At 70.8% G+C, this 26,807-nt stretch carries 24 protein-coding genes; 21 read left to right on the top strand and 3 right to left on the bottom strand.

All coding sequences use genetic code 11. From position 1 onward, the window contains the following. Window positions 1-99: 99 nt before the first annotated feature. From tsaB to ABZ848_RS13205, 7 genes are all read left to right on the top strand, one after another. Window positions 100-756 carry a tRNA (adenosine(37)-N6)-threonylcarbamoyltransferase complex dimerization subunit type 1 TsaB gene (gene tsaB, locus ABZ848_RS13235; protein WP_360830045.1) on the top strand — a complete coding sequence of 219 codons (657 nt, stop codon included), beginning with the start codon at window positions 100-102 and terminating at the stop codon, window positions 754-756. After that, the gene (gene rimI, locus ABZ848_RS13230) at window positions 753-1,259 is read left to right on the top strand and encodes a ribosomal protein S18-alanine N-acetyltransferase (protein WP_360830042.1); all 507 of its coding nucleotides are present in this window, start codon (window positions 753-755) and stop codon (window positions 1,257-1,259) included. The genes tsaB and rimI overlap by 4 nt, the downstream gene beginning before the upstream one ends. Next, entirely contained in the window at window positions 1,252-2,337 is a 1,086-nt protein-coding gene (gene tsaD / locus ABZ848_RS13225; RefSeq protein WP_360830039.1) for a tRNA (adenosine(37)-N6)-threonylcarbamoyltransferase complex transferase subunit TsaD, read from the top strand. The genes rimI and tsaD overlap by 8 nt, the downstream gene beginning before the upstream one ends. Continuing rightward, a complete protein-coding gene (locus tag ABZ848_RS13220; protein ID WP_360830036.1) occupies window positions 2,334-2,591 on the top strand; it encodes a hypothetical protein in 258 nt (85 codons plus the stop codon). Before tsaD ends, ABZ848_RS13220 begins: the two co-directional genes overlap by 4 nt. Before the next feature lie 238 nt (window positions 2,592-2,829). After that, entirely contained in the window at window positions 2,830-3,591 is a 762-nt protein-coding gene (locus ABZ848_RS13215) for a hypothetical protein (RefSeq protein ID WP_360830033.1), read from the top strand. Between the two features lie 17 nt (window positions 3,592-3,608). Further along, window positions 3,609-3,893 (top strand): hypothetical protein, encoded by a 285-nt coding sequence (locus tag ABZ848_RS13210; RefSeq protein WP_360830030.1) that lies wholly within the window; start codon window positions 3,609-3,611, stop codon window positions 3,891-3,893. Between the two features lie 15 nt (window positions 3,894-3,908). Further along, window positions 3,909-4,235: a hypothetical protein gene (locus tag ABZ848_RS13205; RefSeq protein WP_360830027.1), complete on the top strand. Its 327-nt coding sequence runs from the start codon at window positions 3,909-3,911 to the stop codon at window positions 4,233-4,235. Between the two features lie 10 nt (window positions 4,236-4,245). Here the strand turns inward: ABZ848_RS13205 and ABZ848_RS13200 are convergent, their stop codons facing one another. After that, window positions 4,246-4,734 carry a hypothetical protein gene (locus ABZ848_RS13200; RefSeq protein ID WP_360830024.1) on the bottom strand — a complete coding sequence of 163 codons (489 nt, stop codon included), beginning with the start codon at window positions 4,732-4,734 and terminating at the stop codon, window positions 4,246-4,248. A 27-nt stretch (window positions 4,735-4,761) separates the two neighbouring features. Then, on the bottom strand, window positions 4,762-7,065 hold the full coding sequence (locus ABZ848_RS13195; protein ID WP_360830021.1) for a glycoside hydrolase family 3 N-terminal domain-containing protein: 2,304 nt from the start codon (window positions 7,063-7,065) through the stop codon (window positions 4,762-4,764). Window positions 7,066-7,208: 143 nt separating this feature from the next. Between ABZ848_RS13195 and ABZ848_RS13190 the strand changes: the two genes are divergently transcribed. From ABZ848_RS13190 to ABZ848_RS13145, 10 genes are all read left to right on the top strand, one after another. After that, complete coding sequence (locus ABZ848_RS13190; protein ID WP_360830018.1) at window positions 7,209-8,273, top strand: LacI family DNA-binding transcriptional regulator; 1,065 nt, start codon at window positions 7,209-7,211, stop codon at window positions 8,271-8,273. A gap of 88 nt (window positions 8,274-8,361) precedes the next feature. Next, window positions 8,362-9,699 carry an endo-1,4-beta-xylanase gene (locus ABZ848_RS13185; RefSeq protein ID WP_360830015.1) on the top strand — a complete coding sequence of 446 codons (1,338 nt, stop codon included), beginning with the start codon at window positions 8,362-8,364 and terminating at the stop codon, window positions 9,697-9,699. 94 nt (window positions 9,700-9,793) lie between these two features. Next, entirely contained in the window at window positions 9,794-10,867 is a 1,074-nt protein-coding gene (locus tag ABZ848_RS13180) for an LCP family protein (protein ID WP_360830012.1), read from the top strand. A 78-nt stretch (window positions 10,868-10,945) separates the two neighbouring features. Further along, the gene (locus ABZ848_RS13175) at window positions 10,946-12,349 is read left to right on the top strand and encodes an FG-GAP-like repeat-containing protein (protein ID WP_360830009.1); all 1,404 of its coding nucleotides are present in this window, start codon (window positions 10,946-10,948) and stop codon (window positions 12,347-12,349) included. A 495-nt stretch (window positions 12,350-12,844) separates the two neighbouring features. Beyond that, complete coding sequence (locus tag ABZ848_RS13170) at window positions 12,845-15,802, top strand: hypothetical protein (protein ID WP_360830006.1); 2,958 nt, start codon at window positions 12,845-12,847, stop codon at window positions 15,800-15,802. Window positions 15,803-16,067: 265 nt separating this feature from the next. Then, complete coding sequence (locus tag ABZ848_RS13165) at window positions 16,068-16,919, top strand: hypothetical protein (protein WP_360830003.1); 852 nt, start codon at window positions 16,068-16,070, stop codon at window positions 16,917-16,919. 59 nt (window positions 16,920-16,978) lie between these two features. Then, window positions 16,979-17,557 carry a Uma2 family endonuclease gene (locus ABZ848_RS13160; RefSeq protein WP_360830935.1) on the top strand — a complete coding sequence of 193 codons (579 nt, stop codon included), beginning with the start codon at window positions 16,979-16,981 and terminating at the stop codon, window positions 17,555-17,557. A gap of 138 nt (window positions 17,558-17,695) precedes the next feature. Further along, complete coding sequence (locus tag ABZ848_RS13155; protein ID WP_360830001.1) at window positions 17,696-18,052, top strand: YciI family protein; 357 nt, start codon at window positions 17,696-17,698, stop codon at window positions 18,050-18,052. A 136-nt stretch (window positions 18,053-18,188) separates the two neighbouring features. After that, window positions 18,189-19,415 carry a sigma-70 family RNA polymerase sigma factor gene (locus ABZ848_RS13150; RefSeq protein ID WP_360830932.1) on the top strand — a complete coding sequence of 409 codons (1,227 nt, stop codon included), beginning with the start codon at window positions 18,189-18,191 and terminating at the stop codon, window positions 19,413-19,415. 114 nt (window positions 19,416-19,529) lie between these two features. Beyond that, window positions 19,530-21,554: a cell wall-binding repeat-containing protein gene (locus tag ABZ848_RS13145; RefSeq protein WP_360829998.1), complete on the top strand. Its 2,025-nt coding sequence runs from the start codon at window positions 19,530-19,532 to the stop codon at window positions 21,552-21,554. A gap of 10 nt (window positions 21,555-21,564) precedes the next feature. Here ABZ848_RS13145 and ABZ848_RS13140 read toward each other — a convergent pair whose 3' ends face one another. Continuing rightward, window positions 21,565-22,725: a methyltransferase domain-containing protein gene (locus ABZ848_RS13140; protein ID WP_360829995.1), complete on the bottom strand. Its 1,161-nt coding sequence runs from the start codon at window positions 22,723-22,725 to the stop codon at window positions 21,565-21,567. 90 nt (window positions 22,726-22,815) lie between these two features. On the opposite strand from ABZ848_RS13140, the gene ABZ848_RS13135 reads away from it, so the two are divergent. The 4 genes from ABZ848_RS13135 (at window position 22,816) to groL (ending at window position 26,738) form a co-directional block, all read left to right on the top strand. Next, entirely contained in the window at window positions 22,816-23,748 is a 933-nt protein-coding gene (locus tag ABZ848_RS13135) for a polysaccharide deacetylase family protein (protein WP_360829992.1), read from the top strand. Next, window positions 23,745-24,470: a polysaccharide deacetylase family protein gene (locus ABZ848_RS13130; RefSeq protein ID WP_360829989.1), complete on the top strand. Its 726-nt coding sequence runs from the start codon at window positions 23,745-23,747 to the stop codon at window positions 24,468-24,470. Before ABZ848_RS13135 ends, ABZ848_RS13130 begins: the two co-directional genes overlap by 4 nt. A 214-nt stretch (window positions 24,471-24,684) precedes the next feature. After that, window positions 24,685-24,993 carry a co-chaperone GroES gene (gene groES / locus ABZ848_RS13125; RefSeq protein ID WP_055493212.1) on the top strand — a complete coding sequence of 103 codons (309 nt, stop codon included), beginning with the start codon at window positions 24,685-24,687 and terminating at the stop codon, window positions 24,991-24,993. Between the two features lie 119 nt (window positions 24,994-25,112). After that, a complete protein-coding gene (gene groL / locus ABZ848_RS13120) occupies window positions 25,113-26,738 on the top strand; it encodes a chaperonin GroEL (protein ID WP_360829985.1) in 1,626 nt (541 codons plus the stop codon). Window positions 26,739-26,807 lie beyond the last annotated feature (69 nt).

Raw genomic sequence — 26,807 nt, 5'->3', positions numbered from 1 at the left:
CCATCGCCTCGTACGCCGTGCATCCCGGCGACCGTAGCAGCACAGACGGGTACCAGCCGGGCGGCAATGCCGCGGCCCGAAGCGCCGTAGGCTGTTTGCGTGCTCTTGCTCGCTCTGGATACCGCCACCCCGGCCGTCACCGTCGCCCTGCACGACGGCACGGACGTCATCGCCTCGTCGAGTCAGGTGGACGCGCGCCGGCACGGGGAGCTGCTGCTGCCGGCCGTCGACCGGGTGCTCGCCGAGGCCGGACTGAGGCTCGACGCCGTCACCGGCATCGTCGTAGGGATCGGGCCCGGTCCGTACACGGGCCTGCGCGTCGGGCTGATGACCGCCGACACCTTCGGGCTCGCCCTCGGCGTGCCCGTGCACGGCGTCTGCACCCTCGACGGCCTCGCCTTCGCGGCCGACATCGGCCAGGGCCCCTTCGTCGTGGCGACCGACGCCCGACGCAAGGAGGTCTACTGGGCGCGGTACGCCGACTCCCGGACCCGGCTGACCGACCCGGCCGTCGACCGGCCCGCCGACATCGCCGAGCAGGTCAAGGGTCTGCCGGCCGTCGGCGCGGGCGCGCTGCTGTACCCGGACACCTTCCCGGACGCCCACGAGCCCGAGCACGTGTCGGCCGCGGCCCTCGCGGGCCTCGCCGCCGAGAAGCTCGCCGCGGGCGAGGAGCTGCCGGCGCCCCGGCCGCTCTACCTGCGCCGGCCCGACGCCCAGGTCCCCAAGAACTACAAGGTGGTCACCCCCAAGTGACCACACCCGTGACCCCTCGGCTGCGCGAGATGCGCTGGTGGGACATCGATCCCGTGCTGGAGCTGGAGAAGGACCTCTTCCCCGAGGACGCCTGGTCCCGGGGCATGTTCTGGTCCGAGCTGGCCCACGCGCGCGGCGCCGAGGCGACGCGACGGTACCTCGTCGCCGAGGACGGCGGCCGGATCGTCGGCTACGCGGGCCTCGCCGCCTCCGGGGACCTGGCCGACATCCAGACCATCGCCGTCGCCCGCGACCACTGGGGCACCGGCCTCGGCGGCCTGCTGCTGACCGAGCTGCTGCGGGCCGCCACCGCCTTCGAGTGCGCCGAAGTGATGCTGGAGTGCCGGATCGACAACATCCGCGCCCAGAAGCTCTACGAGCGCTTCGGCTTCGAGGGCATCGGTTTCAGACGCGGCTACTACCAGCCGGGCAACGTGGACGCCCTGGTCATGCGGCTGACAGACCCATCAACCTCCGTACAAGGAACCGAGATCCATGGCTGACGAACCCCTGGTCCTGGGGATCGAGACCTCCTGCGACGAGACCGGCGTCGGCATCGTGCGCGGCACCACGCTGCTGGCCGACGCCGTCGCCTCCAGCGTCGACGAGCACGCCCGCTTCGGCGGCGTCGTGCCGGAGGTCGCCTCCCGCGCCCACCTGGAGGCGATGGTCCCGACGATCGACCGCGCGCTGAAGGAGGCGGGCGTCAGTGCGAAGGACCTGGACGGCATCGCGGTCACGGCGGGCCCCGGTCTCGCCGGCGCGCTCCTGGTCGGCGTGTCCGCGGCGAAGGCGTACGCCTACGCGCTCGGCAAGCCCCTCTACGGCGTCAACCACCTCGCCTCCCACATCTGCGTCGACCAGCTGGAGCACGGCGCCCTGCCCGAGCCGACGATGGCGCTGCTCGTCTCCGGCGGGCACTCGTCCCTGCTGCTGTCCACGGACATCACTTCGGACGTACGGCCCCTGGGCGCGACCATCGACGACGCGGCGGGCGAGGCCTTCGACAAGATCGCGCGCGTGCTCAACCTCGGCTTCCCCGGCGGTCCGGTCATCGACCGGTACGCCAAGGAGGGCGACCCGTCGGCCATCGCCTTCCCGCGCGGCCTGACCGGGCCGCGCGACCCCGCGTACGACTTCTCCTTCTCCGGTCTGAAGACGTCCGTGGCCCGCTGGATCGAGGCGAAGCGGGCGGCGGGGGAGGAGGTGCCGGTGCGTGATGTGGCGGCCTCGTTCCAGGAGGCGGTCGTGGACGTGCTGACCCGCAAGGCCGTACGGGCGTGCAAGGACGAGGGCGTCGAGCACCTGATGATCGGCGGCGGCGTGGCCGCCAACTCGCGGCTGCGGGCGCTGGCGCAGGAGCGCTGCGAGAAGGCGGGCATCCAACTCCGGGTACCGAGGCCCAAGTTGTGCACGGACAACGGGGCGATGGTGGCCGCGCTGGGTGCGGAGATGGTGGCCCGCGGCCGCGCCGCCTCCAGTTGGGACCTGTCGGCGGACTCCTCCCTGCCGGTGACCGACCCGCATGTCCCGGGTCACGACCACGTCCACGAGGTCAGCAAGGAGAACCTCTACTCGTGACGGTCGCCCTCATGTGGGAGGCACGGGCGGCGGAAGGCCGGGGCGAGGACCTGCTGACCTGGGCACGGGCACAGCAGTTGACGCCCGAGCCCCTGCGCCGGGAGACCTTCCGCGCACCCCAGGACCGGGTCCTGGTCATCACCTGGTGGGACGCGCCGTACGACGCCGAGCTGCCCGAACTCCCCGAGCCGGACGGGGAGTTGGTCATGCGGGCGGTGCATCGGTGGCGGTTCGAGTCAGTGGCGGCCGACTGACTCCGTCCGCCCGTTACGGACATGAGCGGCATATGTCGTATGCCTATCTACCCTGTTACATATCTCACTTGCGTAAAGCCGGACGACTTCTCCCATCTGCCCACGGTCCGGACCAATACATTCCTCATTCTCGGTATGCGCCTTCTGGCCGATTCCGTCCCATGACGGCTCGAATGTGCTGTCGGCCGACGCATGCCAACTGGGGGAAAGGGCTGGGGGGCCAATGCAGGTGGGAGAAATGGCGGTCGAGGCTGTCCGGATTCTGACGCATGCCATGTCGTCGGCGGCCGCGGGCGCGGGGGAAGTGGCGCAGGGGGTGGCGACCCGACTGCTGTCGGATCTGGTCGCGGACCGGCTGCGCGGCAGGGGGAACGGGCGGGAGTGGGAGGACTTCACCCGCGACCCGGCCAACAGCTCCCTCGTCGAGTACCTGTTGCGACAGGAGGCCGAGGAGGACGGCGACTTCAGGCTCGCGCTCGCCGGGGCGGTGCGCGACGCGAAGGCCGAGCGGCCGGCCGGGGTGAGCGTCAGGTCGATCAGCATCGGCGGCGACGGCGACGCGCGGATCGGGGACCGGCGGGACACGTACGGCGACCACAACCGGGTGGTGAACGGGGACGGTTCGATCTACGAGGGGGACGTCACCCAGCACCGGGACGGCGACACGTACGAGGGGGACGTCAACCAGGAGAACCCTCTTGGGCGGTACGTGCTGATGGCCGTGGGCGTCGTGGTGCTGCTCCTCCTCGTGTTCAAGGGCATCCCGGCCGTCATCGGCGGCGGCAGCGGGGGCGACGGGCTCTCCGCGTCCTCGACCTGCAAGGAGTTCCTGAACGCGGACCAGGGGACCGAGTCCCAGGCGCTCGTCGACATCGCCACGTCCAAGGGGCTCGGCGGCTTCGGCAGCCCACTCGCGCTGCCGGCCATCCGCTACGAGTGCAGCTACCACCCGAGCGAGTCGCTGGGTGCGGTGATCGAGCAGTACAAGGGTCAGTTCTGAAAGTGGGGGGATCAGTCATGCATTGGGGTGTCTACGAAGTCTTCTCCGTGATCTCGGGGGCCGTGCTTCTGGTGTGCGGGCTCATGTTGCCGAAGGTCGCGGTGAAGGACAGGGCCTGGTCGGTGATCGGCGGCGCGTTCCTGCTGGTCTACGGCGTCTATGTCGCCAAGCAGACCTCAGGCACGTACTACTTCCCGGTCGGCGTCTTCATCATCCCGGCGGGAGCGGTGCTCTACCTGCTGGCCGCCGCCTTCGGCACGACGGGGTCCAGACCGGCCGACGGCCGGGACGACGGCGAGTAGGGGAGGGGGAACGTCATGAGTGACTCCGTGCACGGTTCCCCCGACGCCCGCCCCGAGCCGGGCGGGGTGCCGCCGGTGCCCTCGGTGCCGCCCATGCCGGTCGGGCCGCCCGTGCCGGACCGGGCGCCCGGGCCTCCGCTCGGGGCGCGGGAGAGCTTGTCGCGTGCGGTGTTCGGCGGGTTCTGGTGTCTGGTCGCGGTGGCCGGTGTCGTCGCCGGGATGAAGGGGCTGAGGGACGGTGACTTCGGTGGCTTTCTGTTGAGCGCGCTGGTCGCCGCGGCCAGCGGCTGCTACGCCCGTTACATCTTCCGGGGTGGCCGGTTCCGGATTCTCTTCTGGTAAGGGGTGCCGGTCACTTGGTGGTGGGGGAGTACGTCAGGCGCCACGGTTCCTGGTGGTGGTACCCCCGCCACACCCGCCGGCCGGTCCTGCGCTCGAACCAGACGGCCGCCGCTGCCCTGGCCAGCCAGTCCATGGGCAGCAGGAAGGCGATCAGCGAGTCGTCCGGCCAGAAGTACGTGAGCAGGACCGGAGCCAGGAAGAGGAGCACGTAGGGCGGGGAAAGGAGTACGTGGAACGGGGCGGGGCGGGGGAGCCGGGCGTCGCTCGGCAGGGGGACCGCGCCCCGCAGGTCCCGTATCCCGCTGACCCACCTGATCCCCGAGACGTGCAGCAGCGTCAGCACCGCGAGGCATCCGGCCGTGTAGGCGATCACCTTGAGCACGGTGTCGCCGCCCACGGGCACGCTCCCCCGCACCACCACCGCGGCCGTCCACCCGATCAGAGCGCCGGCCAGCCACGTCACCCCGGCCGCCAACTCGTGGTACACGTACCTGTGCATCGGACCCCGCGTCCCCCGGGCCGGGGATCACACCGGCCCCGACACCTCCGTCCCGCACAACAGCCGCCGGTCCGTGCCGAGCACCCTCGTCGGTCCCACGAGGTTCAGCCGGGCGGTGTGCCGTACGTCCGTGCTCGATTTCGCCAACCGTAGTTCCAGCGCGCCGGGTTCGACCACCCGCGCACCTGAACGGTCGGTGAACGCCGACAGGTCCGCGTGGAAGGCGAAGGTGACCCGGGCCGCCTCGCCGGGCGCCAACTCCAGCCGCCGGTAACCGATCAGCCGTACGTCCGGACGCGTCACGCTCGCCACCGGGTCGTGCAGATACAGCTGTACGACCTCCGCGCCCGGCCGGCCGCCGGTGTTGCGGACCGTGACCGAGACGTCGTACGAGCCGTCCGTGCCGATCTCCGCCCCCGTGGAGTCCGACTCCCAGCTGAAGGTCGTGTACGAGCGCCCGTGTCCGAAGGGGTACAGCGGAGTCGGGTCGAGGTTGCTGACCTCGCCCGCGAGGCCCAGAGGCGGTTGGAGGTACGTCCACGGCTGGCCGCCCGGCACCTGCGGGACGCTCACCGGGAGCCGCCCCGACGGGTTCACGCGGCCGGACAGGACGCCCGCGACCGCCGGGCCGCCCTCCTCGCCCGGGAAGAACGCCTGTACTACGGCGGCGAGTTGGCCGTGCCAGCGGCCCAGTGCGTACGGCCGGCCGGTGAGGAGGACCAGGACCACCGGGACGCCGGTGGCGACCAGGGCGTCCAGCAAGTCGCCCTGCACGCCCGGAAGGTGAAGGTCCGTCACATCGCAGCCCTCTCCCGAGGTGCCCCGCCCGAACAGGCCCGCCCGGTCGCCGAGGACCGCCACGCACACGTCCGCCTCGGCCGCCCGCGCCACCGCCTCCTCGAAGCCGGCCGGGTCCGGGTCGTCGACCCCGCAGCCCTCGGCGAACGTCACCTTGGCGTCCGGGAGTTCGGCGCGCAGGGCCTCGATGACCGTCGGGATCTCGATGCCCATCGGGATCTCGGGGTGGTGGGTGAGGACGTGGGAGGGGAAGGAGTAGCAGCCCAGCATGGCGAGGGCGTCGGCGGCGCGTGGGCCGACGACCGCGATCCGGGTGTCGGGGGCCAGCGGGAGCAGGCCGTCGGGGTTGTCGAGGAGGACCACCGACTCCTCGGCGAGACGGCGGGCGATGGCGCGGTTCGACGCCGAGTCGAGGTCGATGGGGGCGGTCGGCTCCGGGGTCCAGTCCTCGTCCAGGAGGCCCAGTTCGCACTTCTGGAGCAGCACCCGGCGGGCCGCCCGGTCGATCAGGGACTCGGGGATCTCGCCCGCCCGTACCGCCTCGACGAGCGGTGTGCCGTAGCACTTCAGGGTGGGCAGCTCGACGTCCAGGCCGGCCGCGAGCGCCGCGTGCGCCGCCTCCGCCTCCGTGCCGGCCACCCGGTGCTGGCTCTGCAGGAAGCCGATGCCGAAGTAGTCGGAGACCACCGTGCCGGTGAAGTCCCACTCCTCGCGCAGGAGTTGGGTCAGCAGGCCGGGGTCGGCCGAGGCCGGGACGCCGTCCGTGTCCGTGTACGCGGCCATCACTGAGCGCGCCCCGGCCTCGCGCAGCGCCAGCTCGAAGGGCGGCAGCACGATGTCCGCGAACTCCCGCACGCCGGCCCGCACCGGTGCCTGGTTGCGGGCGCCCGCCGAGGAGGCGTACCCCGCGAAGTGCTTGAGCGTGGCGACGATCCCGGCCGACTCCAGGCCCCGTACATACGCGGTGGCGACCGTGCCGACCAGGTACGGGTCCTCGCCGATGGTCTCCTCGACGCGGCCCCAGCGCGGATCCCGTACGACGTCCAAGACCGGGGCGAGCCCCTGGTGCACGCCGACCGAGCGCAGGTCGCGGCCGATGGCGCGGGCCATCTCCTCGACCAGCCCGGGGTCGAAGCTCGCGCCCCAGGCGAGCGGTACCGGGTAGGCGGTGGCCCGCCAGGTGGTGAAGCCGGCCAGGCACTCCTCGTGCGCGAGCGCGGGTATGCCGAAGCGGCCCGCGGCGGCGATACGGCGCTGGGCGCGGGCCAGTGCCTGCGCGCCCAGCGCCGGGTCCACCGGGGCCGTGCCGAAGGGGCGGGTGAGCTGACCCAGGCCGTGGGTGATCAGCTCGTCCCAGTCGTAGTCGGAGGACATCTCGCGCTGCAGCGGGGCGACCCCGTCGCCGTCGGTGTCGGCGCCCACCCAGACGCCGTAGAGCTGGGCGGTCTTCTCCTCGAGGGTCATCCGGGAGAGGAGGTCGTCGACGCGGGAGTCGGCGGGCAGGGCGGGGTCACGCCAAGGGGCGGTGGTCATGAAACTCCTGCTCTTGTCGAGTGGGGTGCGGCCCTCTCACGAATGCTGACTGCGAATGTTTCGTTGTAAGTATCGAATGTTCCGGGAACCTAGGCCGGGCGCAAGGGTTCGTCAAGAGGTCGCGCAGGGATACGATCGCCGCCATGACGCCCCCCGAGCCCGTTGAAACACGGACGACAACCGCGACGACAGGCCGGTCGACACAGACCGCCACCCTCGCCGAGATCGCCCGTGAGGCCGGCGTGTCCGCGCCGACTGTTTCGAAGGTCCTCAACGGCCGTGCGGACGTGGCCCCGGCCACCCGCACCCGGGTCGAGGAACTGCTGCGTGCGCACGGCTACCGGCGCCGACGAGCCGAGGCCAGCCGCTCGCCCCTGCTCGACCTGGTCTTCCACGAGCTGGAGAGCGCCTGGGCGATGGAGGTGATCCGGGGCGTGGAGAACGTGGCCCGGGACACCGGCCTGAGCGTGGTGCTGAGCGAGAGCGCCGGGCGGCTGACCCCCGGCCGCACCTGGGCCGACCAGGTCGCCGCGCGCCGCCCGCACGGTGTGATCCTCGTCCTGTCCGGCCTCGACGAGTCCCAGCGGGCGCTGCTGACCAGCCGCTCCATCCCGTTCGTGGTGATGGACCCGGCGGGCGACCCGGGCGTCGACGTGCCCTCGATCGGCGCGACCAACTGGCAGGGAGGCCTCGCCGCCACCCGGCACCTGGTGGAACTCGGCCACACCCGCATCGGCGCGATCACGGGTCCGTCCCACATGATGTGCAGCCGCGCGCGTGTGGACGGCTACCGGGCCGCCCTCGAAACCGCCGGGCTCCCGGTCGACCCGTCGCTCATCGCCACCGGCGACTTCCACCACGAGACCGGCTACCGCCAGGGTCTGGAACTGCTGCGCCGCCCGGACCGGCCGACCGCCGTCTTCGCCCTCAACGACCTTCAGGCGCTCGGTCTTTACGAGGCCGCGCGCGAGCTGGGGCTGCGGATTCCGGAGGACCTGAGTGTGGTCGGCTTCGACGACCTGCCGGTGGCGCGCTGGGTGGGGCCGCCGTTGACGACCGTACGGCAGCCGCTGACGGAGATGGCCGAGGCCGCGGCGAAGCTGGTGCTGGACCTGGGGCGGGAGGACCAGGCGCCGGTGGCGACGCGGGTGGAGCTGGCGACGAGTCTGGTGGTGCGTTCGAGCACGGCGGCGGCTCCTGCCGTTTAGCGGGTCTGTATTGACGGCTGTTGTGGGTCGCCCCACACTGCTCCGAAGCCAATCGGTTGTTCAGCCGAAACTTTCGGAGGTACCCGCAATGCGATCTCTGAGAACGGGCTTATCCCTGGCGGCACTCGTCACCAGCGTCGCCGTGCTGTTCACGGCGCCCGCGGCGCACGCCGCCGACACCCCCCTCCGCGACCTCGCCGCCGCCAAGGGCAAGGTCATCGGTACGGCGGTCACCGGGTCCAAGCTGACCGGCAGCTACGGGGACATCGCCGGCGCCCAGTTCAACTCGCTCACCCCCGGCAACGCCATGAAGTGGGGCTCGGTCGAGCCGGCCCAGGGCAGTTTCAACTGGACCGAGGCCGACCAGATCGTCGCCTTCGCGCAGGCCCACAACCAGCAGGTGCGCGGCCACACCCTGGTCTGGCACAGCCAGAACCCCAGCTGGCTGACGAACGGCAGCTGGACCTCCGCCCAGCTCGGCAGCCTCCTCCAGAACCACATCAGCACCGAGGTCGGCCGCTACAAGGGCAGGATCGCCGCCTGGGACGTCGTCAACGAACCCTTCAACGAGGACGGCACCTACCGCTCCACCCTCTGGTACAACGGCCTCGGCGCGGACTACATCGCCAACGCCCTGACCTGGGCGCGGGCCGCCGACCCGGACGCCAGGCTGTACATCAACGACTACAACGTCGAGGGCGTCAACGCGAAGTCGACCGCCCTGTACAACCTGGTGAAGGACCTCAAGAGCCGCGGAATCCCGATCGACGGAGTCGGCCTCCAGGCCCACCTGATCCTCGGCCAGGTCCCCGCCACGCTCCAGCAGAACATCCAGCGCTTCGCCGACCTCGGCGTGGACGTGGCGATCACCGAACTGGACGTACGCATGGCGCTGCCGTCGGACAGCACGAAGCTCGCCCAGCAGGCCGCCGACTACAAGTCGGTGCTCGCCGCGTGCGTCGCGGTGACCCGGTGCGCGGGCGTCACCGTCTGGGGCTTCACCGACTCCGACTCCTGGGTGCCGAGCACCTTCCCGGGGTACGGGGCCGCGACGCCGTACGACGAGAACTACGCGCCGAAACCGGCGTACTACGCGATCGCCCAGGCGCTCGGCGGCACCCAGTCGACGGACGGCTGCTCGGCGACGTACAGCGTGACGAGTCAGTGGGCCACCGGCTTCACGGGACAGGTGACGATCGCCTGCTCGGGGACGGCCGCCCTGTCCTCCTGGCGGGCGGGCTGGACCTTCGGGGCCGGGCAGCAGATCACGCAGGCGTGGAACGCGACGTGCACGCAGAGCGGCTCGGCGGTGAGCTGCGCGAACGCGTCGTACAACGGGACGGTGCCGAGCGGCGGCTCGGTGACCTTCGGCTTCAACGGATCGTGGAGCGGCAGCAACCCCGTACCGACCGTGACCCTCACCTGACGGGCCGCTGAGAAGCGTGAGATTTTCCGAAGAAAACCGTCGCTCGCGGTCGTCGCTAACAATCTCCTAATAATTCGGACTTACGTTCCTGCCCGTGACGGGACACCTTGAGGGACACGAGGAGAGCGGCGACGCGGGCAGACCCAGGGGCCGGCGGTCGACCGTACTGAAGATCGCCGGCTTCACCCTGGCGGGCCTGCTGGTGCTGGCCGCGGGCGCGGCGGGACTGGCGTACTGGCACCTCGACAGCAACATCAAGAGCGTCGACATCGACCAGGCGCTCGGCGACGACCGCCCGGCGAAGGGTGTGACGACCCCGTCGGCATCCGCGTCCGCGTCCGCCTCGGCGACGCCGCTGCCCACCGGTTCGCTGAACATCCTGGTCCTGGGCTCGGACTCGCGCAGCGGCAAGGAGAACAAGGCGCTGGGCGGGGGGAGCAGTTCCGGGGCGCGTTCCGACACGGCGATGGTGGTGCACATCGACGCGGGGCGTAAGAAGGCCACGATCGTCAGCATCCCGCGCGACACGCTGGTCACGCGGCCGTCCTGCCCGCTGAAGTCCGGCGGCTCCACGGCGGTGGCGTACAACGCGATGTTCAACAGCGCCTATTCGGTGGGCGGGCCGGTGTGCGCGGTGAAGACGGTCGAGTCGATCACCAACGTCCGCATGGACCACTACATCGAGATCGACTTCTCGGGCTTCGCGAAGCTCGTGAACGCGCTGGGCGGGGTCACGGTCACGACCGACGAGGACATCGACGACGACGACAGCCACCTGCACCTCAAGGCGGGCACCCATCACCTCAACGGCAAGCAGGCCCTCGCTCTCGCCCGCACGAGGCACGGCATAGGCGACGGCAGCGACCTGGGCCGCATAGGCCTCCAACAGAAGCTGGTGAAGGCCCTGTTGAAGCAGATGGCCTCGACGAACCTGCTCACCGACCCGGCGAAGCTGTACGAGGTCGCCCAGGCGGTCACCAGCAGCCTCACCACCGACACCGGCCTGGACTCGATCAGCGAGCTGGTGGGCCTGGGCCGAAGCCTGGAGAGCCTCTCCGCCGACTCGGTGAAAACGGTGACGATGCCGGTGGTCACGGCCCCGTCGGACCACAACCGGGTGGTGGCGAAGGAGCCGGCGGCGAGCGAGCTGTGGGAGTCGCTGCGCTGAGGTGACGCCGGTCGGTTACAACCCCGTTCCCCGGTGACGCGTCTTCCTTGATGTCACCGTTAACGAGGGGGTCCCCCGGTGTTTTCCCTTACTCTGCCCGCCCGTTGGTCGATCCCGGTGGTCGCGGGCCTGATCGGGCTGGGGGTGACTCCGCCGGAGTCGATGACCCAGGCGGAGGCGGCGGCGCCGGCGTCCGTCCGGGAGGACTTCAACGGTGACGGTTACGGGGATCTCGTGGTCGGCGCCCCCGGGGCCACCGTCGCCGGGCACGCCAAGGCGGGATACGTGACGGTGATGTACGGCGGCCCGCACGGTCTGTCGGTCACCCGACGGACCGTCATAACCCGTTCCACGGACGGGATCCCGGGCAGCGCGGCGAGCGGTGAGGGGTTCGGGGCGCAGGTGTCCCGGGGGGACCTGGACGGTGACGGTTACGCGGATCTGGTCGTCGGGAACCGGGCCGGTGAGACCGACGCGGTGATCGTCTGGGGTGGACGTGGGGGCCTGACCGGCTCCGGTGCGAAATCCGTGCCCGCCACCAGCACCCAGACCGGCGACTTCAACGGCGACCACAAGCCCGACCTGGCCCTCTTCCGCACCCGCCCCTCCGCCGGCGACGACCCGAACGGCAGCACGGCGACCGTGTGGAACGGCCCGTTCGCGCGGACCGGCGGGCACGGCGCGGAGACCGCCCTCGACGCCGACCACCTCAAGTACTACGACATCGAGGGCGGCACCACGGGTGACGTGAACGGCGACGGCCGTGACGACCTGGCGCTCACCGTCTACTGCGGCGACGGCAGCTACTGCACCCGCTTCTACACCGGCTCGGCTTCGGGCCCGACCCCGGCGCCGGACGACAGCCTCCCGAACGGCGACGGCGGCATCGCCCTGGGCGACCTGAACGGTGACGGATACGCCGACGTGGCCGTGGGCGGCACGGACTTCTCGCAGGTCACCGTGGTGTACGGGTCGGCTGCGGGCCCGCGCCCCCGCGCCACCTGGGTGACGTTCTCGGCGGACACCCCCGGCGTCCCCGGCACCGCCTCCGACGTCGACCGCTTCGGCGCCTCCGTCTCCGCCGCCGACATCACCGGCGACGGCATCGACGACCTCGCCGTCGGCGTCCCGGGCACCGAGATCGGTTACGACGACAACGCGGGCGCGGTGGACGTCCTGCGCGGCACGAAGACGGGCCTGACGGGCAAGGGCGCCCAGTCCTTCACCCAGAACACCCCCGCCGTCCCGGGCACGGCCGAACTCGCCGACGCCTTCGGCTCCGCGGTCCAACTCCTCGACATCAACGGCAACGGATACGCCGACCTGGCCGCAGCGGCGGTGGGGGAGGACGGCGGGAACGGGGCGGTGTGGGAGCTGCGGGGACGGCCGACGGGGGTGGTGACGGACGCGGCGCTGCTGGTCGGGCCCAAGGCGATCGGGGCGCCGTATGCGAAGGCGGGGTTCGGGTTCGAGGTGAAATGACGGGAGCATGCGGAGTTCTGAGTGCGCCTGTTGAGCACCGATGCGACCTGAGGCGCTACCCCCGAGGGGCGGTCCAGAGGGGCCCTGGGTGCCCATAATGGTGCTGTGCTTCGGGGGCCGTTACGACGGGCGCGTGTGCGTCGGCGCCTCGTCCGCGTCGGCCTTCTCGCCGCCGCCGGTGCGGGGTCGGTCGGTCTTGCTGTGTGGATGCTGGTCAGCGACGCGTCTGATCACGTGGCCACGGTGGGTGGTCTGTTCGTCGGGATCGCTTCGCTCTTCCTGGCCCTCTTCGACTTCCTGCGGGAGGAGCCGGCCTCTCCCGATCCCGCCGGGTACGCGGACGACCTGGCACACACAGTCAGGGCGCAGTGGCTGGAGGAGGCGGAGACCCGTCGGCTGCGCGACCCTCGCGTGTTGCCGATCGCCTGGGCGTCGACCGGCAGAGAGGTCGCCGACGAGCCACGGACGGAGGCAGCGGGCGGACGGGTGCTGAGGGTGCGCCTCGACGGCCGTCTGGACGGGCGCTTCGACCGCTCCATCGAGCAACTCGCCCATGGGTACAGCAGATTGGAGCACGGTCGGCTCGTCGCCATCGGGGAGCCTGGCGCCGGCAAGACGGTATTGGCGATACTGCTGACCCTGGGCCTGCTGGGAGCCCGAGAACAGGGCGGCCGCGTTCCGGTTCTGCTCCCCGTCTCCTCCTGGGACCCGCTGCGCGAGCGGCTCGACGACTGGATCGTGCGTACCCTCGCCGTCCCGTACTACGGCGGCGACCCGGAGATCCCGCGCATCCTGCTCTCCCACGGACTGCTGCTGCCGGTGCTCGACGGTCTGGACGAGATCCCGGAATCCGCCCGTCGCGGTGCGATCCGCGGCATCAACCAGGCGATCGGCGCGGACCGCCCTGCTGTCGTCACGTGCCGTGCCGTCGAGTACGAGGAACTGATCCGGGGCGGCGCGCCTCGCCTGCGGCAGGCGCCAGTGGTGGAGGTGCTGCCGGTCTCGCCGGACGACGTCATCGGTTATCTCCGTGAGGCGGCATGGCCCGCGGGCGTCGACTGGAGCGGCGTCTTCGAACGGTTGCGGAATGAGCGGCCCGGACCGTTGGCCGAGGCCCTGTCGACGCCACTGATGGTGACCACGGCCCGGCTGGTGTATCAGCGCGGAGGTCGGGAGCCCGCGGAGCTGTTGGACGAGGACCGGTTCGACTGCCGGTACGCAGTGGAGGATCACCTGACGCATCAGGTGGTGGAGGCGGTGTACGCAGGAGGGGAGGAGAGAGAGCGCGGTCGGTGGAGTCCTGAGCAGGCGCGGCGGTGGCTGACGTTCCTGGCGAGCCATCTGCATGAGCATCGGGAGCGTGATCTGGCGTGGTGGCTGCTCGGGGGACGGTTGTTGCCCGTGTGGGTGGGACCGGTCATCACGCTCGTCGTGGGGTTGTTGCTCGCGGGGGTGGCCGTCCTCTGGGTCTGGGCCACCGCAGGTTTCGCAGCGGATCCGCCGTTCGGCTATATCGTGGCATGGGCGCTGGGGTCCGCAGGCCTCTTCGCGCTGGTCGCTTCGATCCTCTGGTATGCGGCGGGCAGTCCGCTGCCCGGAAGGCTCTCGTGGTCGCCGAGCGGATCCGCGGGGAGGCTGCGACGAGGGTTCCGCAGTGGAGCGGTGCTGAGTGCGGCGTTCGTCGTCCCCATCGCGAGCGGAGTCACCCTCGTCGTCGTGGTGGGGACCACGCTCGGGCCGGGGACGCTGCAGGGCGCCGAAGACCTGGCCAAGCTGCTCACCGTGTGTGCCGCGCTGAGCTTCGTCACCGGACTCGCCCTCGCCGCACATGGATGGCTCAACGCGCCCCCCTCCCGCGCTGCCCAGGTCAGCGCCGCCAACTCCGTTGCGCAAGACCGTCGTTCGGCCCTGGCTGGTGCGCTGGTGGCTGGCGTGGTCTTCGGTATAACCGCGATGTACGGACTGTGGGCGGGGCTGTCGGCAGGAGGTCTCCTCTTTCGCTGGTGCACTGGTTGGCCGGGCTGGCCCGGCGACGCCGAGACAGGTGCCTACCTCCGGGCGGAGTGGGCGCGATCGGATCATGCCTACCACGCGGGAGGCTACGGCCCAGGGCCGTCGATGCTGTTGCCGGGAACCGTGTTCGCGATCTTCGTCTTTCTGACCCGTGCCTGGCCGCGTTTCGTGCTGGCCCGATGGTGGCTGGCCGCACGGGGCCGGCTGCCGTGGCGGTTGCTGGACTTCCTCGAGGACGTCCGGCAGCGGGAGATCCTGCGTCAGTCCAGCGGCACCTACCAGTTCCGGCACATACGGCTCCAAGAGGCGCTCGCCGGGCAGCCGGTCGGCGAAAACAGGCCTTCGCGCACCCCGGGGTGGACGGAGCCGGAGGGTATCCGCCGAAGGGTCGTGCTGACGGCAGGGCTGACGGCGGCCCTCGCCGGTGCGGGCGCGGGCGTCGCCCACCAACAGGACGAGAGCAGGACGGTGTTCGCGGATCCGAGCGGACAGGCCGTGACCGCCGTGGCATTCCGGCCTGGTATTCGCCAGAACCAGTTGGTCTGGGCAACAAGTGACGGCAGGGTCTGGTGGGGCAGTGTGCTGTCGGGGTCACGGCTGGTCGGCGTTTCCGATCAGCGGGTTCTCCCCGAAGGGAAATACCGTCATTCGACCGTTCGCGCGCTGGCCTTCGACCCCGACGGCAGCGTCCTGGCCGTCGCACGCGGTAAGAAGGTGGAACTCTGGGACGTCGGACAACGGGAGCCCGTCTTCCGGGGCCGTTGGAAGACGGGAGCGGTGCATTTCCTCGCCTTCCACCCCCAAGGCCGCTACCTGGCCGGCACGTATTACGACGACGACTTTTCCGACCCTTCGACGGGCTACATCGTGGGCCGTGTCGGCGACCACGGGCTGCCTGAGACGCTGAAACGCATCGGCTCCACGGACCCCAACCTGGGGGCGGTGTCCTTCCTGAGCCAGGATGAACTGCTCGTCCGTGACGAGGAGATGGGCGTCAGCGCCTACCGGGCACCCGAGTTCAGGAAATCGAACCGCCAGCTCCTGGCGACCGGGCAGCTCTCTGCGGACAGCGATCACCCGGACGGCGTGCTCGCCGGCCCGCGCGGCGACTGCCTCTACGTCACGGGTTCCAGGAACGGGCTGTGGCAGCTCGGGGCCGGGAACGAGTGGCACGAGGAGGCCGGAGAAATGCCCTTCTCCTCCGCTGCCGCGTTCCACCCGAGCCAGGCTGTCCTTGCCTTCGCCCCTACAGGCGACGTCTACGGATCTCGAGCCGACGGCACCATCCAGGTGTGGTCCACGGACGCGATCCCGTCCTACGTCAGAACCCTGCACGGTCACATGGACGAGGTCACCGCCATGGACTTCAGCCCTGACGGCAGTCTCCTGGTGACCGCCGGCGTGGACGGGACCGTCCGCCTCTGGACCGGCGTGGCCTGACCGCACCGGCCCGCTGTAAATCTCTTGCGGACCTCGGCACTTGAGCTTCGGGGCCCGGGATTCGAGATCCTTTTGCAAGGAATGGATGGGTGGCTCAACCCGCCCGCCCTCCCAAGTCGCCTTCTGGCCAGGCGAGATGACTTTTCGTGATCGGGTCGCGTCATAGCGTGTCGAGCGTGTAGCGTGCGCCACGAAAGCGTCGACCCCCGTGGGTGCTCCAACACCACGCGGGGGTCTCACCACGAGACCGAATGCGACTCGATCCATGGCTGCCGCCCAGCTTAGTGCTGCCCCGCGCCCGTCCGCGCACCCGAAGGCCAATCCCGGCTACGGAAAGAAGTCCGCCCCCGGCCAAGAGCCGCGCACCGGACGGGACTTCGACCACCTCCCCGCCCGTGAGGCGTCGATCGCCATGTACCTCGACCGGCTCGACGACGAGGCGGACATCTCCATCAAGACGCTGGCCAAGCACCTCCCGTACGGCCAGTGCGCCATCGGTACCGCCCTCAACAACCTCTCCGCGGCGGGCCATCTGCGCCGCGTCCGCCGCCCGGTCACCCTCGACGGCAAACCCCGCTGGGTCTGGCACACCTTCTTCTCCCGCACCGCGCGCGACGACGCGTGGTGGGACGCCTTGCTCGCCGGGGAGGCTCCGGTCACCAGGCCGTCGCCGCAAGCGGTGCGTTCGGCCGCGTACGGCGTGCTCGCCCGGCTCGGCCGGATCGACCCCCGGCTGACGCTCTCGGCGGGGGAGTGCGGCGCGCTGGAGGGCAGCGCGGCGGAATGGTTCGAGCGGGGCGCGAGCGAGGCGCAGCTCGTGCACGCCGTGTCGGCGGGGCTTCCGAAGGAGGTGGCGCACGCGTACGGATTCGTACGCGCCCGGCTCGTCGCGAAGCTGCCGCCCGAGCCACTGCCGCAGCCTCCGGGCACGCGGTACGAGGTCGTCTGTACCGCCTGCGGCGAGCCGGGGGAGGGTGCCCGACTGCGCGGAGGCCTGTGCGAGGGCTGCCGTGGCGGACGGCCGGTCCTCGCCGCCGAGCAGGTCCACGCCCATGCGGGGCGACTGCGCACGGCTCTGCGCGCCCGGCCTCGTACACAGAAAGGAGTGGACGCATGACGACCTTGCAGCACAGCCCGCCGGAAACCGGGGCAGGATGGAGGGGAGGAGGCGACGCCATGACCCCCAGGACATCCGACCGGCCCCAGATGCTCGTCGAGGAATTCGAGGAGCTCGCACGTCACGCGCCGGAGTCCGCGCGCCTGGAGTTCCTGAACGGGAAGATCGGGGTCAAGCCCATGCCGGACGGCAACCACGGCGAGATCGTCGCCTGGCTTCTCAAGCGGTGCATGCAGCATCGTCCTGAGTTGTTCCTCTATCCGGAACAAGGGCTCAAGGTCGAGGCGTACCGCAAGGGGCGAGCCAAGCCGGACGGTGCTCTGGCCCCCGAGGAGTACTTCGTGGGCGAGGGTGAGTGGGCCAACCCCGCAGGCGTCCTCATGGTCGTTGAGGTCACCTCCCACGACCGCGACGCGGACCGGCGTGACAGGATCGAGAAGCCGGACGGCTATGCGGCCGCCGGCATCCCCGTCTACCTCCTCGTCGACCGAGATCTGGACAGCGTGACTGTCCATGCCGATCCCGAAGGCGGCGTTTACCGCTCTGTCACCACCCGGGCCTTTGGAGCGGAGATCGAGTTGCCGGACCCGGTGGGGTTCACACTGGACACGGGGAAGCTCAAGGACTTCGTCGACTGACCTGGCCTGCGGAAACGTCCGTCCGGAAATTCTTCGAAGAAAAACCGGTGAGTCTGTCGATCCGGGCCGGTCCTGATCGACGCAAGGGTGAAGGGCCGGAACCCGGCCTGCCGAACCAGAACTCACCGAGGAGTCACCATGCCCCGCTACCTCTCCCTCGTCCGGATCGACGAGAGCACCATGCCCGCCGAAGGTCCCAGCCCCGAGCTGATGCAGCGCATGGGCGAGTTGATCGAGGAGGTCACCAAGGCCGGTGTCATGCTCGACACCGCCGGGCTCACCCCGTCCGCGCAGGGCACCCGCGTGACCTGGCAGGGCGGCGAGATCTCCGTCACCGACGGCCCCTTCACCGAGTCCAAGGAGGTCATCGGCGGTTACGCGATCATGCAGTGCAAGGACCGGGCCGAGGCCCTGGAGTGGGCGACCCGTTTCCTCAAGGTGCACGAGGACCACTGGACCGTGACCTGTGAGGTCCGGGAGATCGCGGAGGGCTGACATTCCTTGGCCTGAAGCCGTCCGGGGTGTTGCATGGTGGGCTGTGGAACAGCAGCCCACCGCCACCCATGCCCAGCACGCCCATCGCGCCGAGCAGGCCGAGCGCGCCACGCACGCCACGCACACCACCCACGCCATCGAAACCGTCTTCCGCATAGAGTCCCCCCGCATCATCGCCGCCGTCACCCGCCTCGTCCGTGACATCGGCATCGCCGAGGAGCTCGCCCAGGACGCCCTGGTCGCCGCCCTGGAGCAGTGGCCGCGCGACGGTGTCCCCGACAACCCGGGCGCCTGGCTCATGGCCACCGCCCGCCGCCGTGCCGTCGACCTGATCCGGCGCCGGGAGAACTACGCCCGCAAGCTGGAGGAGATCGGCCGGGACCTGGAGACCACCGCACCGCCCGAGGAGCCCGCCGACCCGGACGACATCGACGACGACCTGCTCCGGCTCGTCTTCACGGCCTGCCACCCCGTGCTGTCCGCCGAGGCCCGCATCGCCCTCACCCTCCGCCTCCTCGGCGGCCTCACCACCACCGAGATCGCCCGCGCGTTCCTTGTCCCCGAGCCGACCGTCGCCCAGCGCATCGTCCGCGCGAAACGGACGCTGGCCACCAGGAACATCGCCTTCGAGGTGCCGTACGGGCCGGAGCGCGAGGCCCGCCTCGGTTCCGTACTGGACGTCATCTACCTGATCTTCAACGAGGGTTACGCCGCCACCGCGGGCGACGACTGGCTGCGCCCCGCGCTCTGCGAGGACGCCCTGCGCCTCGCCCGTGTCCTCAGTTCCCTCATGCCGAAGGAGCCGGAGGTCCACGCCCTGACCTCCCTCCTGGAGTTCCAGGCGGCCCGCACCGCCGCCCGCACCGGCCCGAACGGCGAGCCCGTCCTCCTCAAGGACCAGAACCGCCGCCGCTGGAACCGCATGCTGATCGCCCGCGGCATCCAGGCCCTCCACCGCGCCGACGCCACCGCCACCGGCGCGCCCGGGCCGTACGCCCTCCAGGCCGCCATCGCCGCCTGCCACGCGCACGCGTACACCTACGAGGAGACCGACTGGGCGAGCATCGCCACGCTCTACGGCCTGCTCGCCGCCCGCACGCCCTCGCCCGTCGTCGAGCTCAACCGCGCCGTCGCCGTGTCGATGGCCGACGGCCCGGAACCGGCGCTGGAGATCGTCGACGCCCTCACCGGCGAACCCGCCCTGCGGGAGTACCACCTGCTGCCGAGCGTGCGCGGGGACCTGCTGCGACGGCTCGGGCGGACCGCCGAGGCCCGCGAGGAGTTCGTACGGGCGGCGGGGCTCGCGCGCAACGAACGCGAGCGGGAGCTGCTGCTCGCGCGGGCCGAGGAGTCCGGTTCGTAACCTGATCGCGGGCAACTGTTCATCCGTAAATCCGTTCCCCATGCGTCTCGTTGGTCACTACAGTTACCCAGCCCCCTGTGCGGGGCCTGTGCAGATCCATGGGGGGTCGACAACTTGAGACTGTTCACGCGCCGCCGTGCCGCGGCGCTCTCCACCGCGGCCGTGCTGGCCGCCATGGGCACCCTGGCGATCGCGCCGGGTGCCGTCGCCGACGACGCCGGGCCCTGGCCGGGCACCGAGGGCAGGATCCTCGTGGACGGACCGCGGCTGATCGACGCGGCCACCGGTACGGCCACCGACCCGGCCGTCGGCTCCGGCCAGTACGGCGCCTGGGCGCCGGACGGCAGCCGCTTCGCGACCGTCCTGGACCAGACGATCACCAGCGTGCGCGCCACCGGCTCCACGAAGATCACCCTGCCCAAGGCCCAGGGCATGCGCTCCGGCGGCGCCGGCTACACGGACCTGGCCTTCGGCTGGAGGGGCCGCTACGTCGTCTTCTCCGTCGGCGGCCAGCTCGCCTACGGCCCCTCGGACGGCTCCTGGGCCCCCGAGCCGCTGCTGTCGAGCACCCTGGGCCCGTCGAGCGCCTGCGACAGCGACCCGAGCGTGAGCGGCGCCGGCCTCGTCGCCTTCGAGCGTCGCAGCGGCGGCTGCAGCGCCACCCCGGGCGTCTACGTCTACGAGCCGTCCACGCAGACCGTCAAGCGCGTGCTCACCGACGCCGCGCAGCCCGCCTACTCGCCGGACGACAGCAGGCTGGCCTTCGTCCGCGGCGGCAAGATCTTCACGGCGAACGCCGACGGCACGGACGTCAAGCAGATCACCACCGACGCGCGTACGTACGCCAACCCGTCCTGGTCGCCCACCGGCACCCGGATCCTCGCCGACGTCGAGACCGCGACGGGCGGCGGCGGTTACGTCCACTCCACCGAGTACGTCGACCTGGCCACCGGCGAGTTCACCGCCGTACCCACCGACTGGCAGGGCAGCAACCCCAGTTGGCAGCCGCTGCGGAAGAACACCACCGCCCGGGTCTGGGGCGCCGACAGCTATGCCACCGACATCGCCTCCTCCCGCTTCAGCTGGAACACGGTCGGCCAGAGCGAGCCGGGCCTGCTGAACGCCAAGGCGGCCGTGCTGGTCAACCGGGACGACGCGGTGTACTCGCTGACCGCGCCCGCGCTGGCCGGCAAGAAGCAGGGCCCGGTGCTGATGACGCCGAAGACGGCCCTGTCGACGGCGGTGAAGAACGAGCTGAAGCGCACCTTGAAGAAGGGCGCGACCGTCTGGATGCTCGGCGGCACCTCCACCCTCACGACCAACGTCTCCACGCAGCTGAAGGCGCTCGGCTACGTCCCCAAGCGGCTGTCCGGCACGGACCGTTACGACACCTCGGTCAAGGTGGCCAAGGCCGTCACGACCGCCCCGGAGTACGTGTTCCTGGCCAGCGGCACCGACTACAAGGCGGCGCTCCCGGCGGCCTCGGCGGCGGGCGCGGAGGGCACCGGCAGCACGGGCGGCCTCGTCCTCACCGCCGGCAAGAAGCTGACCGCGTCGGTGAAGTCGTACCTCAACACCCTCAACCCGGCCAAGACCATGGTCATCCCGGTCGGCTCGGACGCGAAGTACGCGCTGACGCACACCAACTTCTCCCACTGGCCGTCGACGTACTACTACTACCCGGTCACGGCGACCACCAGCGAAGGCCTCTCGGTGGCCCTCGCCAAGTTCTGGTGGACCACCCCGGGCCAGATCGCCCTCGCCTACACCGGCGCCTGGCGCGACGGCATCTCAGCGGGCGCGGCGATGAACATCTACGGCCCGCTCGTCTGGACCTCCCGGCCCGCCCTGTCCAGCGAGGTCAAGAGCTACCTGCTGCGCGAGTCCGCGGGCACCCAGGCCGCCGTCGCCTTCGGTCCGACGGCCTCGGTCACCGCGGGCGCGCTGAACACGGCAGGCGCGTCGATGAGCGCGAGCGGAAGCCAGTTCGTGTACGAGCCGTTCTACAACGGCGTCGAGTCGTCCACGAGCACGTTCGCCCAGCGCACGGCGGGCACCGAGTCCGCCGCCACCACCAAGTCCGGCCGGGCGACGGCCGATCCGCACCTGGGCCCGCTGAAGACGGTCCAGCACCAGTAGCGGCTAGCGGCTACGCCGGGGCGCCGATCAGCATCGTCGGCGCCCCGGCGACCCGCGTCAGGAACACGGTCGCCGAGTTCGGCCCGCTCGGCTTGACCTTCTTCCGCAGCTCCTCCGGCTCCACCGCCGACCCCCGCTTCTTCACGGTCAGGATCCCGACCTCCCGCTCCCGCAGCAGCGCCTTCAACCTCTTCAGGTTGAAGGGGAGTTGGTCGGTGATCTCGTAGGCGGTGGCGTACGGGGTTGGGCGCAGCTCGTCGGCCGTCACATAGGCGATGGTCCCGTCGATCAGGCCGCCGTCGAGGTCTTCGGCGACCTCGGCGACGAGGTGGGCGCGGATGACGGCGCCGTCGGGCTCGTACAAGTACCGCCCCACGGGCCGGACTTGGGGGTCGGGCAGGCCCCTGCCGAGGAGGGTGCGCGGGCCCGGCAGCAGCGTTGCCCGTACCGCCCCCGGCTCCGTCCCGAACCACAGCACCGCCTCCTTCACGTCCCCGCCGTCAGAGATCCACTCGGCCTCGGCGTCGTCCGGCACGGCCTCGTGCGGGATGCCGGGGGCGACCTTGAGCGCGGCGTGCGGGGCCCCGCGGGCCGCCTCGACCGCCCAGGAGAGCGGCGGCGAGTAGGCCTCGGGGTCGAAGATGCGGCCCCGCCCGCCCCGCCGGGCCGGGTCAACGAACACGGCGTCGTAGCCCGCCGTGTCCACCTCCATGACGTCCGCCTCGCGCACCTCGACGAGATCGGCGAGCCCCAGCGCGTCCGCGTTCGCCCGCGCCGCGGCGGCCGTCAGCGGATCCCGGTCCACGGCGAGGACCCTGATCCCGGCCCGCGCCAGCGCGATGGCGTCGCCCCCGATCCCGCAGCACAGGTCGGCGACGGAGGTGACCCCCAGCCCCTTCAGACGTTCCGCGCGGTACGAGGCGACACTCGCGCGCGTCGACTGCTCCACCCCGTTCGGCGTGAAGAACATCCGCCCGGCATCCTCCGCGCCGAACTTCGCCGCCGCCCGCTGCCGCAGCCGCGCCTGCCCGAGCGCCGCCGACACCAGCTCCGCGGGGTGCTCGCGGCGCAGCCTGGTGGCGACGGCGAGTTCGTCGGCGGGGGCCGTGCCGCGTACCTCGTCGAGGAGGGCGCGGCCTTCGGGGGTGAGGAGGGGGGCGAGGTCGTTCACCGGCTCATTGTGGGCCAGTCGGTGGATGGTGTGCCTCCGGTCGCGGTGTCGGCCCGGGGTCGGGGCGGGCGCCTGCAAAGATCCGGCACCATGCGAGTAGTCGTACAAAATGACAAAAATCGGTCGTCGCGTCGGGTCGGGATCCGCGGCGTCATCGCCGTGCTCGCCGTCGCCGCCATCGCGTCCGGCTGCGCACAGAGCGCCGAGCCCAAGGCGGTGCCTCCTGCCCCCGGTCAGCCGCGGCTGAAGGCCCCCGAGGCGCGTGCCCTCGACTCGTACGCCACCAGGCTGCGCGCCGCCATGACCGCGCGGGCGGCGGCCGCGAAGCGCTGGGGGCTGAAGCAGGTGCCGCTGACGGCTCCGCCCGCCCCGGTCGAGAAGCCGCACATCACCGCCCGCAAGGGCTTCGAGGTCGACGACCAGGAGGAACTCGGCCTCCCGCCGGTCTTCACCACGGTCCCCACCAAGGAGCGGATCGTCTTCCTCACCATCGACGACGGCGCCGAGAAGGACCGGGCGTTCCTGCGGATGATGAGCGAGCTGAAGATCCCGTACACCGCCTTCCTCAGCAACTTCCTGGTCAAGGACGACTACCCGTACTTCCGCAAGATGCAGTCCGAGGGCGTGACGCTGAACAACCACACCCTCACGCACCCCTTCCTGCCCGGACTGTCGTACGAGGAGCAGAGGCACGAGATCTGCGGCATGCAGAAGGTGATGAAGAAGGAGTTCGGGAAGGCCCCCACCGTCTTCAGGCCGCCCTTCGGGAACTACAACCGCGACACCCTGCGCGCCGCCAAGTCGTGCGGCATCAAGTACGCGCCGATCTGGGACGAGGAGGTCTTCGTCGACCACTGGGAGTACCGCGAGTGGGACCGGGACCTGCACCCCGGCGACATCGTGCTCACCCACTTCCGCGGGCGCGACGAGTGGAAGGGCACGATGGTCGACGACATGCGCCGCTTCCTGAACCGGGTCACCGCCGACGGGTACGCGGTGGCCCGCCTGGAGGACTACCTGTGAGGCGGCCGGCGCTCGCGGCCGGTGCGCTGGCCCTCGCGGTCCTCCTCACCGGCTGCGCCCAGTCCGTCGACCCCATCGAACGGCTGGGCAAGAAGGCGGCCCAAAGGGTACGGGCCCACGGACCCTCCGCCCCGCAGCTCCCGCCGGTCGTCTCCCGCGTCCGCACCCGCGACAGGGTCGTCTTCCTCACCTACGACGACGGCGCCGAACGCGACCCCCGCTTCGTCGCCCTGGTCCGCGAACGGCGGCTCCCCGTCAGCGTGTTCCTCACCGACGACGTCGTAGGACCGGGGTACGGCCACTTCGCCCGCCTCCAGTCCGTCGGCGCCACCCTCCAGAACCACACCCTCGACCACTCCGCCCTGCCCGGCCTGCCCTACGCCGGCCAGCGCGCCGAGATCTGCGGCCAGCGCGACAAGCTGCGCTCCCGCTTCGGCATCCGCCCGGACCTCTTCCGCCCGCCCTACGGCACGTACGACACCACGACCCTGCGGGCGGCGGCCGACTGCGGGGTCTCGGCGCTGGTGCTGTGGCGGGCGTGGGTCACGGGGAGCGGGCAGCTGGCGTACACGCACGGCGAGGACCGGCTGCGGCCCGGGGACATCGTGGCCGTGGACCCGGACGGGGGGACGGGGACGACGCTGGAGCAGCGGACGGCGCGGCTGCTGCGGGAGGTGCGGGGGCGGGGGCTGCGGGTGGGGCGACTGGAGGACTATCTCTGACCTCTCACAGGGACGCGCTCCGACTTCTCACAGGGACGCGATTGGCACTCCGCTTGACCGAGTGCTAATCGCAGTCATAGTCTCGGGTCTGGCACTCCCCCCTGGAGAGTGCCAACTACGCGACGGGCAGGTCCGGCACCCGCGACGACGGATCCACCTGGTCGCCACCTCAGACAGTTAACCCCGTGAGATCTCCGAAGGGGGAGGTCGGATCGTGACGACCGCCAGCTCCAAGGTTGCCATCAAGCCGCTCGAGGACCGCATCGTGGTCCAGCCGCTGGACGCCGAGCAGACCACGGCCTCTGGCCTGGTCATTCCGGACACCGCCAAGGAGAAGCCCCAGGAGGGCGTCGTCCTGGCCGTGGGCCCGGGCCGCTTCGAGAACGGCGAGCGCCTGCCGCTCGACGTCAAGACCGGCGACATCGTGCTGTACAGCAAGTACGGCGGCACCGAGGTGAAGTACAACGGCGAGGAGTACCTCGTCCTCTCGGCTCGCGACGTGCTCGCGATCATCGAGAAGTAATTCACCTCAAGCACTTTCTGCTTGTGAGCTGCGCCCCGGGTTCCCGCGTCCTTATGAAGCCGGGCCTCCGGGGCGCAGTTCGTTTCACCCACGTTTTCCGAGAGGGCTGAACCGCTCCCATGGCGAAGATCCTGAAGTTCGACGAGGACGCCCGTCGCGCCCTCGAGCGCGGCGTCAACAAGCTGGCCGACACGGTCAAGGTGACGATCGGCCCCAAGGGCCGCAACGTCGTCATCGACAAGAAGTTCGGCGCGCCCACCATCACCAACGACGGCGTCACCATCGCCCGTGAGGTCGAGGTCGAGGACCCGTACGAGAACCTCGGCGCCCAGCTGGTGAAGGAGGTGGCGACCAAGACCAACGACATCGCGGGTGACGGCACCACCACCGCCACCGTGCTCGCCCAGGCGCTCGTGCGCGAGGGCCTGAAGAACGTCGCCGCGGGTGCCTCCCCGGCGCTGCTGAAGAAGGGCATCGACGCGGCCGTGGCCGCGGTCTCCGAGGACCTCCTCGCGACCGCCCGCCCGATCGACGAGAAGTCCGACATCGCCGCCGTGGCCGCGCTGTCCGCCCAGGACCAGCAGGTCGGCGAGCTCATCGCCGAGGCGATGGACAAGGTCGGCAAGGACGGTGTCATCACCGTCGAGGAGTCCAACACCTTCGGTCTGGAGCTGGACTTCACCGAGGGCATGGCCTTCGACAAGGGCTACCTGTCCCCGTACTTCGTCACCGACCAGGAGCGTATGGAGGCCGTCCTCGACGACCCGTACATCCTGATCAACCAGGGCAAGATCGCCTCGATCGCCGACCTGCTGCCGCTCCTTGAGAAGGTCATCCAGGCCGGTGCCTCCAAGCCGCTGCTGATCATCGCCGAGGACGTCGAGGGCGAGGCCCTCTCGACCCTCGTCGTGAACAAGATCCGCGGCACCTTCAACGCGGTCGCGGTCAAGGCCCCCGGCTTCGGCGACCGCCGCAAGGCGATGCTGCAGGACATGGCGGTCCTCACCGGCGCCACGGTCATCTCCGAGGAGGTCGGCCTCAAGCTCGACCAGGTCGGCCTGGACGTGCTGGGCTCCGCCCGCCGCGTGACGATCACCAAGGACGACACCACGATCGTCGACGGCGCCGGCGACTCCGCCGACGTCGTGGGCCGCGTCGCCCAGATCAAGGCCGAGATCGAGAACACGGACTCCGACTGGGACCGCGAGAAGCTCCAGGAGCGCCTCGCGAAGCTGGCCGGCGGCGTGTGCGTGATCAAGGTCGGCGCCGCCACCGAGGTGGAGCTGAAGGAGAAGAAGCACCGTCTGGAGGACGCCATCTCCGCGACCCGCGCCGCGGTCGAGGAGGGCATCGTCTCCGGTGGTGGCTCCGCGCTCGTCCACGCCGCGAAGGTGCTGGAGGGCGGCCTCGGCAAGACCGGCGACGAGGCCACCGGTGTCGCGGTCGTCCGCCGCGCGGTCGTCGAGCCGCTGCGCTGGATCGCCGAGAACGCCGGCCTGGAGGGTTACGTCATCACCTCCAAGGTCGCCGAGCTCGACAAGGGCCAGGGCTTCAACGCCGCCACCGGCGAGTACGGCGACCTGGTCAAGGCCGGCGTCATCGACCCGGTGAAGGTCACCCGCTCCGCCCTGGAGAACGCCGCGTCCATCGCGTCCCTCCTCCTGACGACCGAGACCCTGGTCGTCGAGAAGAAGGAAGAGGAGGAGCCGGCGGCGGCCGGCCACTCCCACGGCCACGCGCACTGACGTAAGTCACTGACGCAGTAGGAAGGCCCGGCACCCTGCAGACAGGGGGCGCCGGGCCTTCGCTCTTTT

It is taken from the genome of Streptomyces sp. NPDC047081 (assembly GCF_040643775.1).
Classification (GTDB): domain Bacteria; phylum Actinomycetota; class Actinomycetes; order Streptomycetales; family Streptomycetaceae; genus Streptomyces.
Note: the sequence above shows the minus strand (reverse complement) of the source record. Positions and strands in the feature narration are given on the sequence as shown.